Annotated in this window: 16 protein-coding genes and 1 pseudogene; 12 read left to right on the top strand and 5 right to left on the bottom strand. The window is 71.7% G+C overall.

The features are described 5' to 3' along the window. From ACIRVK_RS43730 to ACIRVK_RS43720, 3 genes are all read left to right on the top strand, one after another. The coding region (locus ACIRVK_RS43730) for an acetate--CoA ligase family protein (RefSeq protein WP_404257469.1) at positions 1–1697 on the top strand (1697 nt) is incomplete at its 5' end. 388 nt (positions 1698–2085) lie between these two features. Next, positions 2086–2598, top strand: a complete 513-nt coding sequence (locus ACIRVK_RS43725) for a universal stress protein (protein ID WP_404257467.1) — start codon at positions 2086–2088, stop codon at positions 2596–2598. Between the two features lie 21 nt (positions 2599–2619). Beyond that, on the top strand, positions 2620–3126 hold the full coding sequence (locus ACIRVK_RS43720) for a flavodoxin domain-containing protein (protein WP_404257465.1): 507 nt from the start codon (positions 2620–2622) through the stop codon (positions 3124–3126). A gap of 14 nt (positions 3127–3140) precedes the next feature. Here the strand turns inward: ACIRVK_RS43720 and ACIRVK_RS43715 are convergent, their stop codons facing one another. After that, on the bottom strand, positions 3141–3362 hold the full coding sequence (locus ACIRVK_RS43715) for a hypothetical protein (RefSeq protein WP_404257463.1): 222 nt from the start codon (positions 3360–3362) through the stop codon (positions 3141–3143). 346 nt (positions 3363–3708) lie between these two features. Here ACIRVK_RS43715 and ACIRVK_RS43710 point away from each other — a divergent pair, with 346 nt between their 5' ends. Genes ACIRVK_RS43710 through ACIRVK_RS43700 form a run of 3 tightly spaced genes read left to right on the top strand, consistent with a single transcriptional unit; the run spans position 3709 to position 7855 of the window. Further along, on the top strand, positions 3709–6546 hold the full coding sequence (locus ACIRVK_RS43710) for a cation-translocating P-type ATPase (RefSeq protein ID WP_404257461.1): 2838 nt from the start codon (positions 3709–3711) through the stop codon (positions 6544–6546). Further along, positions 6543–7202: a potassium channel family protein gene (locus ACIRVK_RS43705; RefSeq protein ID WP_404257459.1), complete on the top strand. Its 660-nt coding sequence runs from the start codon at positions 6543–6545 to the stop codon at positions 7200–7202. Before ACIRVK_RS43710 ends, ACIRVK_RS43705 begins: the two co-directional genes overlap by 4 nt. Continuing rightward, positions 7199–7855, top strand: coding sequence for a potassium channel family protein (locus tag ACIRVK_RS43700; protein WP_404257457.1), 657 nt, complete (start codon positions 7199–7201; stop codon positions 7853–7855). The genes ACIRVK_RS43705 and ACIRVK_RS43700 overlap by 4 nt, the downstream gene beginning before the upstream one ends. Before the next feature lie 35 nt (positions 7856–7890). Here ACIRVK_RS43700 and ACIRVK_RS43695 read toward each other — a convergent pair whose 3' ends face one another. Continuing rightward, the gene (locus ACIRVK_RS43695) at positions 7891–8466 is read right to left on the bottom strand and encodes a hypothetical protein (protein WP_404257455.1); all 576 of its coding nucleotides are present in this window, start codon (positions 8464–8466) and stop codon (positions 7891–7893) included. 388 nt (positions 8467–8854) lie between these two features. Here ACIRVK_RS43695 and ACIRVK_RS43690 point away from each other — a divergent pair, with 388 nt between their 5' ends. Genes ACIRVK_RS43690 through ACIRVK_RS43670 form a run of 5 tightly spaced genes read left to right on the top strand, consistent with a single transcriptional unit; the run spans position 8855 to position 14158 of the window. Next, complete coding sequence (locus ACIRVK_RS43690; RefSeq protein ID WP_404257453.1) at positions 8855–9697, top strand: universal stress protein; 843 nt, start codon at positions 8855–8857, stop codon at positions 9695–9697. 10 nt (positions 9698–9707) lie between these two features. Continuing rightward, positions 9708–10304, top strand: coding sequence for a 2-oxoacid:acceptor oxidoreductase family protein (locus ACIRVK_RS43685; RefSeq protein WP_404257451.1), 597 nt, complete (start codon positions 9708–9710; stop codon positions 10302–10304). After that, a complete protein-coding gene (porA, locus tag ACIRVK_RS43680; RefSeq protein ID WP_404257449.1) occupies positions 10288–11529 on the top strand; it encodes a pyruvate ferredoxin oxidoreductase in 1242 nt (413 codons plus the stop codon). The genes ACIRVK_RS43685 and porA overlap by 17 nt, the downstream gene beginning before the upstream one ends. Then, positions 11526–12536 (top strand): thiamine pyrophosphate-dependent enzyme, encoded by a 1011-nt coding sequence (locus ACIRVK_RS43675; protein WP_404257447.1) that lies wholly within the window; start codon positions 11526–11528, stop codon positions 12534–12536. The genes porA and ACIRVK_RS43675 overlap by 4 nt, the downstream gene beginning before the upstream one ends. Then, a complete protein-coding gene (locus tag ACIRVK_RS43670) occupies positions 12533–14158 on the top strand; it encodes an NAD(P)-binding protein (protein WP_404257445.1) in 1626 nt (541 codons plus the stop codon). The genes ACIRVK_RS43675 and ACIRVK_RS43670 overlap by 4 nt, the downstream gene beginning before the upstream one ends. Positions 14159–14245: 87 nt before the next feature. On the opposite strand, the gene ACIRVK_RS43665 is transcribed toward ACIRVK_RS43670, so the two are convergent. Genes ACIRVK_RS43665 through ACIRVK_RS43655 form a run of 3 tightly spaced genes read right to left on the bottom strand, consistent with a single transcriptional unit; the run spans position 14246 to position 16028 of the window. Continuing rightward, positions 14246–15202, bottom strand: a complete 957-nt coding sequence (locus tag ACIRVK_RS43665; protein WP_404257443.1) for a hypothetical protein — start codon at positions 15200–15202, stop codon at positions 14246–14248. Further along, positions 15199–15843, bottom strand: coding sequence for a cytochrome b N-terminal domain-containing protein (locus tag ACIRVK_RS43660; protein ID WP_404257441.1), 645 nt, complete (start codon positions 15841–15843; stop codon positions 15199–15201). Before ACIRVK_RS43660 ends, ACIRVK_RS43665 begins: the two co-directional genes overlap by 4 nt. Next, positions 15840–16028 (bottom strand): hypothetical protein, encoded by a 189-nt coding sequence (locus tag ACIRVK_RS43655; protein ID WP_404257439.1) that lies wholly within the window; start codon positions 16026–16028, stop codon positions 15840–15842. Before ACIRVK_RS43655 ends, ACIRVK_RS43660 begins: the two co-directional genes overlap by 4 nt. Positions 16029–16282: 254 nt before the next feature. Here ACIRVK_RS43655 and ACIRVK_RS43650 point away from each other — a divergent pair. Next, positions 16283–16486 (top strand): annotated as a pseudogene (locus tag ACIRVK_RS43650) (universal stress protein); the annotation flags it as partial. Positions 16487–16719 lie beyond the last annotated feature (233 nt).

Below are 16719 nucleotides of genomic sequence, written 5' to 3'. Positions count from 1 at the left end.
TGCGTCTGGACGCGACCTTCGCCGCGAACCACCCGAGTCCCGGCACGGCGGGGGTGGCCGTGCAGTCGGGCGGGGTCGGCATCGCGCTGCTGGACGGGCTGTCCCGGCTGGGCATCGGCGTGTCGTCGTTCGCCTCGCTCGGGGACAAGTACGACGTCAGCGGCAACGACATGCTGCAGTGGTGGGAGAGCGACGGCCGCACCGACCTGGCCCTGCTGCACCTGGAGTCCTTCGGCAACCCGCGCGCCTTCTCCCGCACCGCCCGCCGCGTCAGCCGCCGCATGCCGATCCTCACCGTCGACGCCGGCCGCACGGACGCAGGCCGCCGCGCGGCCGTCTCCGCCATGACCCGGCAGGCCCTGTTCACCCAGGCGGGTATCACCGCTACCCGCTCTCTGGGCGAACTCCTCGACACGGCGGCTCTGTTGCACTCCCAGCCGCTGCCCGCCGGAACGAAGGTCGCCGTCGTCTCCAACGCCGCCGGAGCGGGCGTCCTGGCCGCCGACGCCTGTGTGGACGCGGGCCTCGTCGTGCCCCCGCTGGGCAGGGACCTCATCGATGAACTTCTCGCCCTGCTGCCCGCGGGTGCCACCGCCACGAACCCCGTGGACACCACGGAGGCGGTGGACGAGAAGCAGTTGCAGGCGTGCGTTGAACGCCTCGCGGCGCACGGGGCCGTGGACACCGTCCTGGTGACGCTGGTGCCCACCGCCGTCGCCGCCGCGACCGGCGACGACCTGGTCCGCTCCCTGACGTCCGCCCCAGGTCCGCTCCCCCGTCCTGTCGTCGCGGTACTGCCCGCCCGGGCCGCCCGGGTGGAACTGCTCGGCACCCGCGACGAGGGCGGGGTTCCCGCCTACTGCGACGCCCAGGACGCCGCCCGCGCCCTGGCCCATGCCGCGTCACGGTCCCGCTGGCTCGCCCAAGCACCCGCGGCCGTCGCGGAGTTGGCGGACGTGGAGACCCAGCGAGCTCACGACCTGGTGGACGCGTTCCTGGACGACAATCCCGAGGGCGGCTGGCTGGATCCGCAGACCACCGCCGCACTCCTCGGCTGCTACGGCATCCCGCAGCTCCCCTGGGCCTGGGCCCGGGGCGAGGACGAGGCGGTCGCCGCCGCCCAACGCCTGGCGGGAAGCGACGGACGGGTCGTCATGAAGGCCCACTGGCCTGGGCTGCTGCACAAGAGCGAGCAGCACGCCGTCCACCTCGATCTGCACAACGCGGCCCAGGTGAGGGCCGCCCACCGCGACCTGGTCGTCCGGTTCGGCGACCGGCTCACCGGCGTGGTGATCCAGCCCCAGGCGGAGCGCGGCACCGAGTGGTTCGCGGGCGTCGCGCAGGACGAGGTCTTCGGACCACTCGTGGCCTTCGGGCTCGGCGGTACGGCCAGGGAACTGCTGGCCGACCGGGCGGCACGCCTGGCCCCGCTCTCCGAGCATGACGTGCGCGAACTCATCACGTCCCCGCGCTCCACCCCGCTGCTCTTCGGCTACGCCGGCGGTCCGACCGCCGACGTGGAGGCTCTGGAGCAGCTGCTGCACCGGCTGTCCCGGATGGCCTGCGACCTGCCGCAGCTGGCGGAGGCCGACCTCAATCCGGTCCTGTCCGGGCCGCGGGGCGTGACCGTCCTCGACGTCCGGGTGCGGCTCGAACCGCGGCACGCCCAGGACCCGTTTCTGCGCCGACTGCACTGAACCAGTGAGGAGGACGACCATGCGCACGATCCCGACCCCACTACTGCTGGTGGGGCTGCTGGTAGGAGGCTCGTTCGCTCGTTCCTTGTCTTCCACACCACGGTCGTGGTGGGCTTCGTCCTGATGGCCACCGGCATTCTGGGCCTGTTGCGGCCACCAGCGGCCTGGGGACAACGAGACCGTCATCGAGGAACGGCACTACATAGGTCCCGGTGACGACCACCGGCACTACCGGTACTGAGCGCCCGCGGAAGACCTCCGGGAGAAGCGGCCCCTGTCCCGACCGTGGGACAGGGGCCACTCGGCACCGGCACGGTCCCGGTGGGCCCACGCGGTGGCGGGCAGGACACGGCACCGTGGGAGAGAGGGCCCGTCGAGGGAGGCGACCGTGAGCGAGCGAGTGAGTGACAAGAGCATCGTGGTGGGCGTCGACGGTTCCGAGGCGTCACAGGCCGCACTGCGCTGGGCGCTGGAGGAGGCGCGTGCTCTGGGCACACGGCTGGTGGTCGTGCACGCCTGGGAGCAGGCCGCGGCCCGCTTCGCGCCCTACGCTCCCGTCGCCGCGCGCCCGACGGCCGCGGAGCAGCAGGAGCGAGCGGCTGAACTCCTCGCGACCGCCGTGCACCAGACCCTCGGGCCGCGCGTCGACCCGGCCGTGCACGCCGTGGTGGTGGAGGGGCCGCCGGTTCGCGTCCTGCTCCAGCAGGCGCGCGGCGCCCTGCTCCTCGCGCTGGGCCGTAGCTCCCACCCGCAGCGACAGCTGCCCGGGGTGGGTGCGGTGGGCCGTGAGTGTCTGCGCCACGCCACGGTCCCCGTGGTCACGGTGCCCTCCCCCGAACGGCCCGAGGCATCGGTCAGGGATCTCGGGGACACCGCACGCGTCCGCAGCGGTGCCGCATAGATCGCCCGCCGAGGTGACGCCATGGACGTTCTGGTCGGATACGCGACCGCCCACGGATCGACCCGCGAGATCGCCGACCGCGTGGCGGCAGGCCTGACCGAAGCCGGGCTGGAAGTCGAGGCGAGGGACATGCGGACGGTGGACGACGCCGACGCGTACGCCGCGTTCGTCCTGGGCAGCGCCGTGCACGGGCAGACCTGGCTCGAGCCGGCCAAGGCCTTCGTCAGCGACAACCTCGACCTGCTGGGCTCACGGCCGCTGTGGATCTTCAGCGTCGGGATGCCGGCTGCTCTGCGCGGACCCTGGAAGCGTCTGGCACCCAGGGAGGTGCCCGTGATCGCAAAGAGTCTCCCGGGCGATCTGCCCTTCCGGGAACACCGCCTGTTCTCCGGCGTCATCGCACCGGCCCACCTGCCGCCGACCGGACGGATCATGTTCCGTCTGGTGGGCGGCAGGTTCGGCGACTACCGCGACTGGGACGCCGTCGACGGCTGGACGGCCCGGATCGCCGAGGTCCTGGCGCGCTGAGCGCGCCGAAGACCTCAGCAGCCGACGGGCGTACGGTGGTCCGTGCCCGCGGGCGGATGGGGCACCCGCGTCGGCCGAACCGACGGGGGCGGCGCCGGCGGGGTCTGGCCGCGCCGCCGCGCCAGCCTCAGCGCGAGCGCGTCGAACAGCGTCGTGAGGACGAAGGTCATACTCATTGCGACGACCAGCAGCAAGGCGAACCGTTCGTAGAACTCCGGTGTGAGAGTCGTACCCATTGTCCTCTCCCCTCTCGGACGGGCGTCGTTCCTGTCATCTCCAGCCAACTCCGTTGCGGTGCACGGCACATGAGCCGACCGGCCCGAACAGAGGTCTCGAGCGGCCCTTGTCCCGGCTCCTGACCGCCCTGCCCGGCTACCGAGGACGGCCCGGCCCATGATCCGGGGGTAACTGGCGGTGATCAGCGTGCCGAGTCGTCCATGCCTCTCTGATCCGGACGATGCCCTCGCCCTTCCAGCAGGCACAGGGCGGGTCCGCCCCGTGACGGGGACCGGATGGCCCATGGCGGCTCCGGCTCCCGGAGCGAAACCTGGAGCGCAGAGTCGTCCATCTTCTGGGGGTCCGGTGCCGAGTCATCTCGCCGCGAGTGCTCCTGCCGACCGCGCCGCGGGGCCGGCGGCCACGCCGCCCGCCGAGGCGGCGCCACCCGTGCAGCGGCTGCGCGCCGACCAGGTGTTCACCGTGTTCGCCACCTCACCGCGCGGGCTGTCCGCGGATGCGGCGGCCGCGCTGCGGGAGCGGTACGGACCCAACGAGCTGCCCCGTCCGCGCCGCAAGGGCGTGTGGCGGCGCTTCCTTGCCCAGTTCACCGACCTGTTCGCGCTGGTCCTGATCGCGGCGTCGGCGCTGACGTTCCTCGCCTACGCCCTGCAGGACCCGCGCGACGTCGGGAACCTGCAACTGGCCTTCGCGATCCTGGGCGTCGTCGTGCTCAACGCGGTGATCGGGTTCGTGCAGGAGTACTCGGCCGAGCGCACTGCGGAGACCTTGCAGGCCATGGTGCCGCACACCTGCCGGGTGCTGCGGGACGGCGAACGTCTGGAGCTGCCGTCCGGTGCGCTGGTGCCCGGCGACCTGGTCGTCCTGGAGGCGGGGGACGCGGTGTCGGCGGACTGCCGGGTGGTCGAGGCCCACGGCCTGTCCGTCAACAACGCACCGCTGACCGGGGAGAGCGCGGCCGTCACCCGGGTCGGCGAACCGACTGCCTCGGACACCACGCTGGACTCCCGCAACTGTGTCTTCATGGGCACCACGGTGGTCTCCGGCTCGGGCAAGGCCGTCGTGTACGCCACCGGCGCGGCGACCGAGTTCGGCAGGATCTTCCGCCTCACCGACCAGGCGCCGCGCCAGAAGACGCCCCTGCAGCGTGAGGTGGCCGTCATGGCGCGGCGGGTGGCGGCCCTGGCGGTGGCGATCGGCGCCGGCATGTTCGCGCTGCGCCTGCAGACGGGCCAGCCCCTGGTGTCGGCGTTCGTGTTCGCGCTCGGGGTGATGGTCGCGATGGTGCCCGAGGGGCTGCCCGCGACCCTGTCGGTGTCGTTGGCCATCGGCGTCAGGCGGATGGCTCGCCGCCAGGCGTTGGTCAAGCGGCTGCTGGCGGTGGAGGCGCTGGGCTCGACCACCGTTGTCTGCACCGACAAGACGGGCACCCTCACCCAGGCCGAGATGACGGTGACCCGTGTCTGGAGCGGTGGGGGGTGGCACGAGGTGTCCGGGGTGGGGTACGCCCCGGTGGGCGAGGTGTCCGGCGCGGACGGGCTGGGCGAGTTGCTGCGCGACGCGGCGCTGTGCACGGACGCCCGGCTCGTCCCGCCGTCGGGCTCGGAGGGCTGGCGGGTGCTCGGTGACACCACCGAGGGCGCGATCCTCGTCGCCGCGGCCAAAGCGGGCCTGCACCCGGTCGCGGAGAAGGAGGCGGCACCGCGGATCGGCGAGTTCCCCTTCGATCCCGTGCGCAAGCTGATGAGCACCGTCCATCGGACACCCGCGGGCGACATCCTGTGCGCCAAGGGCGCACCGCAGGAACTGCTCGCCCGGTGCACCAAGATGCGGGTGGACGGCGCGGAACGCGACCTCACCGCGGAGCTGCGGGACGGCGTCGGCGGCGCCAACGACGCCATGGCCGGCAAGGGACTGCGGGTTCTGGGCGTGGCCGTCCGCCGGGTGGACGAGGCGCCGCGTACGACGGAGGAGGCCGAGGCCGGTCTGACGTTCCTGGGTCTGATCGGCATGCTCGACCCGCCCAGGCCCGAGGTCGCCGAGGCGGTGCGGGCCTGCCGGCGGGCCGGCATCCGGATCGTGATGGTGACCGGGGACCACCCGCTGACCGCGGAGGCGATCGCCCGCCGCGTCGGCATCGTCACCGACCCGCGTCCCACCGTGGTGACCGGCTCCGGACTGGACGGGATGGACGCCCCGGCGCTGGACGCGCTGCTCGCGGAGCAGGGCCAGTTGCTGCTGTGCCGGGTCAGCCCGGAGCACAAGATGCGCGTGGTGGCGGCGTTGCAGGCGCGGGGTGAGGTGGTGGCGGTCACCGGGGACGGTGCCAACGACGCGCCCGCGCTCAAGCACGCCGACATCGGCGTGTCCATGGGTGCCACCGGGACCGACGTCGCCCGCGAGGCCTCCGAGATGGTGCTGCTCGACGACTCCTTCGCCTCCATCACCGCGGCGGTGGAGCTGGGCCGGTCGGTCTACCGCAACATCCGCAAGTTCCTCGCCTATCTTTTCAGCCACAACATCGCCGAGCTGACCCCCATCCTCGCGGCGGCGTTCGCGGGCTTCCCGCTGGTGCCGCTGACGGCCGTACAGATCCTCGCCATCGACCTGGGCTCGGACGTGCTGCCCGCGCTGGCCCTGGGTGCGGAACCGCCCGAGCCGGACACCATGGACCGTCCGCCCCGCTCCCGGCGTGAGCGGCTGTTCTCCGCCGAGCTGGTCCGCCGGTTCCTGTTCCTGGGCGCCGTGCAGTCCGTCGGCGTGTGCACGGTGTTCTTCTGGCAGATCCACGCCTCGGGCATCCCCTACGCGGACTTCACCAGCTCCGACCCCGCCTACCGCAAGGCCATCACGCTCACCCAGGCCGCGATCGTGGTGAGCCAGTTCTTCAACGCCCTGGCGGTGCGGACGGACCGGCAGAGCGTGTTCGGCGTCGGGCTGTTCTCCAACCCGCGGCTGATCGCGGCCGGCTGCTTCGGCATCGGTCTGATGGCCGCGATCAGCTATGTGCCCCTGTTGCAGGACGTGTTCCACACTGCCCCCCTGGCCGCCGCCGACTGGGCCGTCCTCGTCGCCTTCGGTGTGCTGCTGCTGGGCGCGGAGGAGGCTCGGAAACGGTGGGTGCGCCACAGGGCCGTCCCCGCCTCGACAGGAGCTCCGACAGGAAAGGAGGCCGCGCGATGAGGGTCATCGTGGTGGGCTGCGGCCGGGTCGGTTCCGCGCTCGCCGTCCAACTGGCCAACGAGGGCCACGACGTGCGCATCATCGACCACGACCCGAGGACCCGACGGCTGCTGCCGGCGGGCTTCACCGGTCAGGTCCTGCACGGCAACGGTTTCAACCGCGCGCTGCTGGAGTCCGCCGGCATCGAACTCGCCGACGCCTTCGTCGCCGTCACCTCCGGCGACAACACCAACATCGTCAGCGCCCGTACGGCGAAGGAGACGTACCAGGTGCCGATCGTGCTGGCCCGCATCTACGATCCACGGCGCGCCGACATCTACCGCGACCTGGGCATCCCGACGATCGCCAGCGTGCGCTGGACCGTGCACCAGCTCCATCAGATGCTGCTGCACCGCCATCTCAGCCCGGAGCTGGACTTCGGCAACGGGGAGACCATGCTGCTGCGTTCCCTGCTGCCCGCCCATCTCACCGGCCGCCGCATGGGCGACCTGGAGGTCGACGGCGAGATCAGGGTCGTCGAGGTGACCCGCGGCGGACGGTCGTTCCTGCCCACTCCACACACTCCGGCGGAAGCGGACGACCTGGTCACGTTCGCCGTCGCGGCCGATGCCCTGGGCCGGCTGCGCGGCTTCCTGGACAAGGAGCTCGGCACATGAGGATCATCATCGCCGGGGCCGGGCGTCTCGGCACCCAGATCGCCCAGGTGCTGGGCGGGACCGGCAACCAGGTCACGCTGGTCGACCAGGACGACGACCGTGTCGCCGCGCTCCGGGACCAGCTGCCCGCCCAGGTGCGCGCCGGTGACGCGTGCGAACCGGGCGTGCTGGAGGACGCGGGCGCGCACGCCGCCGACCTGGTCGTCGCCACCACCGGTGAGGACGAGGACAACCTGGTCGTCAGCCTGCTCGCCAAGCGCCAGTTCAAGGTCCCCCGGGTCATCGCACGCGTCAACGACGACGACAACGCCTGGCTCTTCACCCAGCACTGGGGCGTCGACACCGCCGTACCGGCCGCCGCCCCCCTCGTCTCCCTCGTGGAGGAGGCGACCAGCGCCAGCGACACGGTGGCGCTGCTGCGGCTGAGCAAGGCGGGGGTGAACGTGATCGAGACGACCATCGGTCCGCGGTCCCGCGCCGCCGGGCGCACTCTAGGGGAGCTGGCCGTCCCGCAGGGCATCGTCGTCGCCGCCGTCGTCCGAGGCGGGGACCCGCTGGCTCCCGTGCCGGGCCTTGGGCTGCGGGAGGGCGACGAGGTCCTCGTGGTCTCGCACACCGCCACCGAGGGCGAGGTCCATGCGGTCTTCCAGTGAGGACCCTCCACCGCGAGGTGCCCCGGCCGGCGGTGTCAGCCGTTCATCTTCTTGCGCCACTGGGGGTCGACCTGTGCCCACTCGGTCTCCCAGTCGCGCAGCCGCCGCCGGTCGAGCCGGAGCCTCACCGCCCAGCTGCAGCCGACGACCGCGCCACCGGTGCCGAACGCGACGAGCGCACCGGCCAGTTCGGACTGTAGACGCGCCTCCGTGGCGCTGGGCGGGCTGGAGACCAGCTCCCCCCGGTGGTCGGTCCACACGGTGACCGTGGAGCCCGCCTTGCTTGCCGGTTCGACCCGGGTCAGGCCCGTGTGGGTGGACCCGTCGACGGCCGTCCAGCGCACTTTCGCCCAGACCGCCCCGTCACCGGTCGTCACGGGCGTCCTGTCCGCGTCCGCGGTGAGCACCGCCGACACGGCGGACAGGGTCGCTCGTCGTGCCACGAGGCTGTCCTGCATGGCCGTGTCCGCGGCCTGGCCGGCGAGCACGCCACCGGCCAGGGCGATGATCCAGGTAACCAGGACGATCCACGCTTCGGCGGTGTCGCTGGGGCGGCGCAGCGGATTGTGCCGCCAGCGCCAGAACATCTTCTTCCGGCTAGTGGGCCGCATGTGCGCCATAGGTCGACACCCCCTTGCCACTCAACTCGAACGTCTCACGCCCGGGGCGCGGTCAGCAGGGGCCGACCAGGCAGCATCGCGGTCCGAGTGGGGCAGGCCCCGGGACTCGACGGCCTCGCCGGCCAAAGGGCGATCCGGGAGCCGAACCGTCCAGTGTTCGGCCGGCGCAGCCACGAGCAGCCGAGGAGTTCGCCGGCGCACGGCACCGCCACGGCCCCACCCACGGCCGACTGCGGCCGCGGCCCGTGGCACCCGGCCGGGCCGTTCGGCCCGGGGGCAGGGGCCGCGCAGCCCCTGCCCCCGGTGGGTGTGCCGCGTGGACGCTGGAAGCACGGAGCCCGCCGCCCGTTGCGCGGGCAGTACGTGGGAGGTGTTCCTCGTGCGGCGACCCGTTGTCGCGGGACTGGACGGTTCACCCGAAAGTCTCGCCGCCGCCGACTGGGCGGCCCGCGAGGCCTTGCGGCGCGGTCTGCCGCTGCGCCTCCTGTACGCGTTCGAGGGACTGTCCTCGGAGGCTGCGGGCCTTCCGGAGCTCGCCGCACCCCGTTACTGGGCGGGTCGGATCCTGCGCGGCGCCATGGACCGGCTCGCGGAAGCGTACCCGCAGGTGCCCCTCGGCGCGGAGCAGATCGCGCGGCCGGCACCGGAGGCCCTTCTCGACGCCGAGGCGGAGGTGCTGGTTCTGGGCAACCGCGCCGCCGGCGGCCTCGCCGGTCTTCTGGCCGACTCCGTGGGCCTGGCGACGGTGGCCCGGGCGCCGGGGCCAGTCGTGCTCGTGCCGGCCTGGTACAAGAGCCCGCCGGAGGCCGGAAGCCCGTACCACCCGATCGTGGCGGGCGTGGACACCGCGCGTCCCTGCGACGAGCTCCTGCACTTCGCCTTCGACGCCGCCACCCTGCGTCGAGCCCCCCTGCACGCGGTTCACACCTGGCACCTGCGCCATCTGCCCGAGCCGTCCGAGCACACCTCGCGGGAGGACGCCGAGCAGGCCCTGGACGCGACGCTCGCACCGTGGCGGGAGAAGTACCCGACCGTGGACGTCCACGCGGTCGTGGCCAACGGCCGCGCGGCACAGCACCTGCTGCACGCCTCGCGCGAGGCCTGTCTGCTCGTCGTGGGCCGCCGGATCCGCCCGGCCAGGCTCGGCCCGCACATCGGCCCGGTGACCCACGCGGTGCTGCACCACGCTCGCTGCCCGGTCGCGATCGTTCCGCACGAGTGAGGAGATCGCCATGTTCCAGGTGCGCATCCACGGCCGCGGCGGCCAGGGGGCCGTCACGGCGGCGGAGCTGCTGTCGGTGGCGGCGTTCGTCGAGGGCCGCCACGCCCAGGCGTTCCCGAGCTTCGGCTCGGAGCGGACCGGGGCACCGGTCGTCGCGTTCTGCCGGATCGACGACCGGCCGATCCGCGTGCGCGAGCCGGTCACGCGGCCGGACGCCCTGGTGGTGCAGGACGCCACGCTGCTGCACCAGATCAACGTCTTCGGCGGTCTGCCACCCGACGGGTACGTTCTCATCAACTCCCCGCGTTCCATCGATGAGTTGGGCCTCCTCGCAGTTGCTTCGACAGGCCGTGCCCTGACCGTGCCGGCCACCGCGATCGCGCTGCGCCGCTTCGGCCGCCCGGTCCCCAACGCGGTCCTGCTGGGCGGTCTCGCCGCCCTCACCGGCTGCGTCCTGATCGGCTCTCTGACGGCGGCCATCGAGGAACGCTTCCCGGGCGACCTCGGCACGGCCAACGCCGCCGCCGCCCGGGACGCCTACGACCACGTGAGCGCCCACCTCGGGGAGGCGCTCCGAGAGGAACACGCTCATGCTCAAGCAGACTGAGGGCTCACGCGCCGTCGCCGAGACCGTCGGATACTGCCGACCCGAGGTGATCGCCGCCTACCCGATCTCCCCCCAGACCCACATCGTCGAGGAACTCAGCAGGCTGGTGAAGTCCGGCGCGCTGAAACCGTGCGAGTACGTCAACGTCGAGTCCGAGTTCGCCGCCATGTCGATGTGCATCGGAGCCTCCGCGGCCGGCGCCCGCACCTACACGGCGACCGCCAGCCAGGGCCTGCTCTACATGGTGGAGGCCCTCTACAACGCCTCCGGCCTCGGTCTGCCGATCGTGATGACGGTCGCCAACCGGGCGATCGGAGCGCCCATCAACATCTGGAACGACCACAGCGACACCATGTCGCAGCGCGACTCGGGCTGGATCCAGCTCTACGCGCGCGACAACCAGGAGGCCGCCGACCTGCATCCACAGGCCTTCAAGCTGGCCGAGGAGCTCTCGCTGCCGGTGATGGTCTGCATGGACGGTTTCGTCCTCACGCACGCCTGGGAGCGGATCGACGTGCCCGAGCAGGCGCAGGTCGACGCCTTCCTGCCGCCGTACGAACCCCGTCAGGTGCTGGATCCCGAGGCGCCGGTGTCGATCGGGGCGATGGTCGGTCCGGACGCCTTCACCGAGGTGCGCTATCTGGCACACGCCAAGCAGATGCAGGCACTCGACGCGATCCCCCGGGTGGCCGACGAGTTCCGGCAGGTCTTCGGACGGGCCAGCGGCGGTCTGGTGCAGCCGTACGCCTGCGGGGACGCCGACATCGTCGTCGTGGCCCTGGGATCGGTGTTCGGCACGGTGTGCGACGTCGTCGACGAGATGCGCGGGCAGGGGGTGCGGATCGGGGCGCTGGCGATCACTTCGTTCCGGCCCTTCCCACTGAACGAGGTCCGGACCGTGCTCGGCCGGGCACGCCAAGTCCTTGTGCTGGAACGGGCGTTGGCGGTCGGCATCGGCGGGATCGTGTCGGCCAACGTGCGTACCGCGCTGTCCGGGATCCAGCTCGACGGGCACACCGTGATCGCCGGGCTCGGCGGACGGCCGATCACCAAGGAGTCGCTGCACCGGCTGTTCGACGATGCCATCGCCGGGCGGCTCGGGGAGCTGACCTTCCTGGACCTCGACCACGAACTGGTGGAGCGGGAGTTGGCACGGATGGAGGAGACCAGGCGGTCCGGTCCGTCCGCGGAGAACATCCTGCGCGATGTGGGGAGCAACCGATGAGTGGCGCACCGCAGGTCAAGTTCTACCAGGTGGGCAGCTTCGCCGCCGGGAACCGGCTGCTGGGGCCGGAGTTGCAGTCCGACCAGGCCGACCCGGGCCGTTCGAACGCGCTCACGTGCGGTCACCGCGCCTGCCAGGGCTGCGGCGAGGCACTGGGCGCCCGCTACGTGCTGGACGCGGCCCAGCGGGCGGCCGACGGAAAGGTCATCGCCGTCAACGCGACCGGCTGCCTGGAGGTGTTCTCGACGCCGTACCCGGAGACCTCCTGGCAGCTGCCGTGGCTGCACTCCCTGTTCGGCAACGCCCCGGCCGTCGCCGCGGGCGTGGCCGCCGCGCTGCGCGCGAAGGGCCGCACGGACATCCGTGTGGTCGGGCAGGGCGGCGACGGCGGCACCGTCGACATCGGGCTGGGCTGCCTGTCCGGCATGTTCGAACGCGGCGACGACGTCCTGTACATCTGCTACGACAACGAGGCGTACATGAACACCGGCGTGCAGCGCTCCGGGGCCACTCCCCCGGCCGCGCGCACGGCGACGACCCAGGCGGTCGGCGAGGACCCGGGCGCGCTGTTCGGCCAGGGCAAGAACCTGCCGCTGATCGCGATGGCGCACGAGATCCCGTACGTGGCCACGGCCACCGTCGCCGGACTGCGCGACCTGGAGGCGAAGGTGCACCGCGCGATGGGGATGCGCGGTGCCCGCTACCTCCACGTCCTGGTGCCCTGTCCGCTGGGCTGGGGCACCGCGTCCCACGACACCGTGCGCATCGCCCGGCTGGCCGAGCAGACGGGGCTGTTCCCGGTGTTCGAGGCCAGGGACGGCGAGGTCACCGACGTCACGCCCATCCGGCGGCGGGTCCCCGTCGAGGAGTACCTGCGCCCGCAGAAGCGGTACGCGCACCTCTTCGCACCCGAGCCGCGTACCGATGTCATCGCCCGCCTGCAGCGGGCGGCGGACCGCAACATCGCCCGCTTCGGACTGCTGGCACACGAGGAGGTGCCGTCGTGAAGGAGAAGCCGTTCGCGATCACCCTGGACGTCGGCTCCAGCCTCGCCAACCGCACCGGCGCGTGGCGGACCGAGCGCCCCGTCTACGTCGACCGGATGCCGCCGTGCAACCAGGCGTGCCCGGCCGGCGAGAACATCCAGCAGTGGCTGTTCCACGCGGAGAGCGGTGACTACGAGTCCGCGTGGCGGCAGCTGATGCGGGACAACCCACTGCCCGCCGTCATGGGCCGGGTCTGCTACCACCCCTGCGAGACGGCCTGCAACCGAGTCCAGGTCGACAACGCGGTCGGGATCAACTCCGTCGAGCGTTTCCTGGGCGACCAGGCGATCCGGCACGGCTGGACCGTGGCACCCCCGGAGACCTCGTCCGGCAAACACGTCCTCGTGGTCGGTTCCGGACCCGCCGGGCTGTCGGCCGCGTACCACCTGCGGCTGCTCGGCCACGAGGTGACGATCCGCGAGGCACAGGAGAAACCCGGCGGGATGATGCGTTACGGCATCCCGCACTACCGGCTGCCGCGCCAGGTGCTGGACGCCGAGATCGACCGCGTCCTCGCTCTCGGGGTGAGGCTGGAGACGGACACCCGCGTGGACGACGTGCTCGCCGCGCAGCGGGACGGCGGCTTCGACGCCGTGTTCCTGGCCGTGGGCGCCGGCATCGGCAAGCGCGCGTACATCCCGGCCGGTGACACCGCTCACATCCTCGACGCGGTGTCCCTGCTGGGCAGCATGGAGAACGAAGGGCCACCCATGCTCGGGCGGCGGGTCGCGGTCTACGGCGGCGGCAACACCGCCATGGACGCCGCGCGCACCGCCCGCAGGCTCGGCGCGACCGAGGCCGTCGTCGTGTACCGGCGCACCCGGGACCGGATGCCCGCGCACGACGAGGAGGTCCAGGAGGCGCTGGAGGAGGGCGTGCGGGTCAAGTGGCTGTCGACCATCAAGCACGCCGACGGCGGCCGGATCACCATCGAGCGGATGGAGCTCGACGAGAGCGGATTCCCCCAGCCCACCGGAGAGTTCGAGGACCTCGAGGCCGACTCCGTCGTCCTCGCCCTGGGCCAGGAGTCCGATCTGTCCCTGTTGCGGGGCGTACCGGACCTGGCCGTGGACCACGGCACGGTCCAGGTCGCCGACGGACTGATGACGGGCCATGAGGGCGTCTTCGCCGGCGGCGACATGGTGCCCGCCGAACGCACGGTCACCGTGGCCGTGGGCCACGGCAAGAAGGCGGCCCGGCACATCGACGCGTACCTGCGCGGCGAACCCTACGAACCCGGCCCCAAACACGGCCCGGCCGACTTCGACCGCCTCAACACCTGGTACTACTCGGACGCGCCCGCATCGGTCAGGCCACAGCTGGCACTGGCCCGCCGCGTGTCGACGTTCGACGAGGTGAAACAGGGACTCGACGAGTCCACCGCGCTGTTCGAGGCCCGGCGCTGCATGTCCTGCGGCAACTGCTTCGAGTGCGACAACTGCTACGGCGTCTGCCCCGACAACGCGATCACCAAGCTGGGTTCCGGCAAGGGCTTCACGATCGACCTCGACTACTGCAAGGGCTGCGGCCTGTGCGCGGCCGAGTGCCCGAGCGGGGCGATCGACATGGTGCCCGAGGAGTGAAGACTGCTGGTCACGGGGTCGGACAGGCGCCTCGCTCACGCCGCGGAACCCGTGGATCCGCGATCACCGAATCGGGCAGAGCGAAGATCACTCCTGCCGGTTCCCTTCCACAGCTTGTTCGCGGTAGTACGTGCGCCAGATCAACCGGTACACCCGCGTCCAGCGCGGTACGGATCGCACTCCGGGAATGAAGGGCACGAGCATCAGGCCCAGGCTGAGCAGGGCCATCAGGCCCCAGATCAGGGCGTCGGCGTTGCCGGAGGACTTGAAGGGGTCGATCTGATACCAGAAAGTGTAGAGCCACAGCCACGCCTGGCCCGGGTAGTTCCCGGTCTCGTTCATCATCCCCCACTGGTCGCCGCCGAGGTGCTCGGCACGGGCAAGGGACTCCAGGTAGGAACCATCGGAAAGGAAGAGCAGCGGACGGGTGTAGTCGGTCTGGTAGAACTTGCCCTCCGCCTGGAGTTCGCCATCCAGTGCGCCGCTGCGGGCCAGACCGAGAAGGCGTGCGATGAGGACAGGGACCGGGCCGTAATTTCCCTTCGCGGGGGCGCCGCCACCGGCCTTGTTCAGGGCGTCGGAGTAGGCCGAGGTCCATGCCTGGCGCTGGGCCGCCGAAGCGGCGGCCCAGGCGGCGAGGCCCGCGCTGACGGCGGGTGGTTCCGGGGCATCGCGCAGTGGACGCAGCACGAAGTCGTTTGCCGTGTCCACCGGAATGCGGACCCCCGCGGCGCTCTGCAGCCCGACCGGCCCGAGCTTCTGCCCCGCGCCCGGCGTGTGGTTGTACGGCGGCCCGTACTCGGCCGTGCCGCTGGTGCCGCCGAGCTCGGTCACGGCGGTCGCCGTGAAGTCGGCGCCGTCGGCCCTCGACCAGGAGGCCAGCGTCACCGGCTTGGCGTCGGGCGAGGAGAAGACGGCGGCCAGGGCCGCGGTGAGCAGCGCGACCACCACCAGTGCGATCGTGAACTCCTTGACCAGGTCGTAGTGCCTGGTGGGGAAAGCGGCCGGGTCCGGCACGGCGCGCTTGCGGGCGCGCTGGGTCATGGCGCCTCCTCCTGAATGGGCCCGTCCGCGGGATCGGGCGAGGCGTCGATCGGCGGCACGATCCCGCGCAGCCGGACCAGCAGGATGTGCCAGACGGCCAGCAGGCCGAGGACGAAGGGCAGCAGGACGATGTGCCACATCAGCATCTGGCCGAAGTCCAGCACGTTGAAGTACGCGCCGATGCCGACCGAGTTGAGCCCGTCCTTGGCCTGCCCGGCGATCCACTGGGAGTCGAAGTTCTGCTGAACCAGGTAGCCGGTGAAGGCCGTGCCGATCGAGGCGAAGAAACACACCACACCGGTGACCCAGGTCAGCGCCCGCCGACCACGCCAGGCGGCCATGAAGAACTTGCCCCACAGATGGATGACCATGAAGAACATGAAGAGCTCGACGCTCCACAGGTGCAGGCCGTTCACGTACTTGCCGGTCCCCGAGACATGCCACCATGCGGGCCCCTTCAGGGCAAGCACCCCGCCGGTGACCAGGACGACGATCAGCGCGGCCACGGTGAGCACACCGAAGACGTAGATCCATGAGGCCATGTACGCGGGCTGGGTGTCCGGCAGCAGCTTGTCCGGGGGAAGCACCCGCACCGCCCGCCGCCGGACCGCTCCGGTCCAGCCGCCTCCTACCTCGCTCATCCTCGGCCTCGCCCTCGGGGGAAGGGCAGGAGCAGGGCTGCCACGAAGACGACCAGCATCACCCCGATGACCACGAGGTTGGCGACAGACAGCTGCACCACTCCCCAGTGCACGTAGTGCCCAGTCCCGTTGAGATCAATGGGCGCGGAAAGCACAGGCTCGACGGAATGCGGATGTCCTGTCATGGGCCGGCTCCCTTCCAAGTCCGAGAGCAAGTAGACCGCCTGGTATGACCCTCGGCCTGCTGACCCGGCCGGGCCATAGGCCGAACGGCTCAATCGCGCAAGAGCTGCCCTCTCCTGCCTGTCCCTTCCTTGATCATCCCGGCGGGATCTCGCCAACAGCTCATCTCAAGGGCGAGTCGTCGGTAGCAGATGGGACACTGCATGGACTTCGCCGAGTCCCGGCGCCCGATGTCGAGGTGACCGGAATGCTCACGGCGCCTTGTCCGGTGGTCGTCGTGCCCGAGCCGGAGCACATCAGCCGGCAGCCGGCGTACTTCGTCGTCGGCGTCGACGGCAGCGCGAGCTCCGCGGCGGCCGTCGACCACGCCTTCGAGGAGACGGCCCTGCACGGTGCGCAACTGCGCGCGCTGTACGTGTGGCGGCCCGGCGTCCTCGGCGTGCTCGACGAACACGCGGCGCGTCAGACCCAGGGTTTACTGCGGCACGCCCACTGCCCCGTCATCGCGGTACCGCATCCGGGGGCCTCCCACTGAACCGGGACGCACAGGACCCCGGCCGTCCGTCCGGAACGGCCGGGGTCGTCTCGTGGGTCAGGCGACGAACTCGCCGACGGCCGCCTTGAGTTCGGCCAGTCCCTGCTTCGCGTCGGTGAAGAACATCCCGGTCTTCGGGTCGGTGTAGAGCTCGTTGT

The organism is Streptomyces sp. NPDC101152 (assembly GCF_044768275.1).
GTDB lineage: Bacteria > Actinomycetota > Actinomycetes > Streptomycetales > Streptomycetaceae > Streptomyces.
Note: the sequence above shows the minus strand (reverse complement) of the source record. Positions and strands in the feature narration are given on the sequence as shown.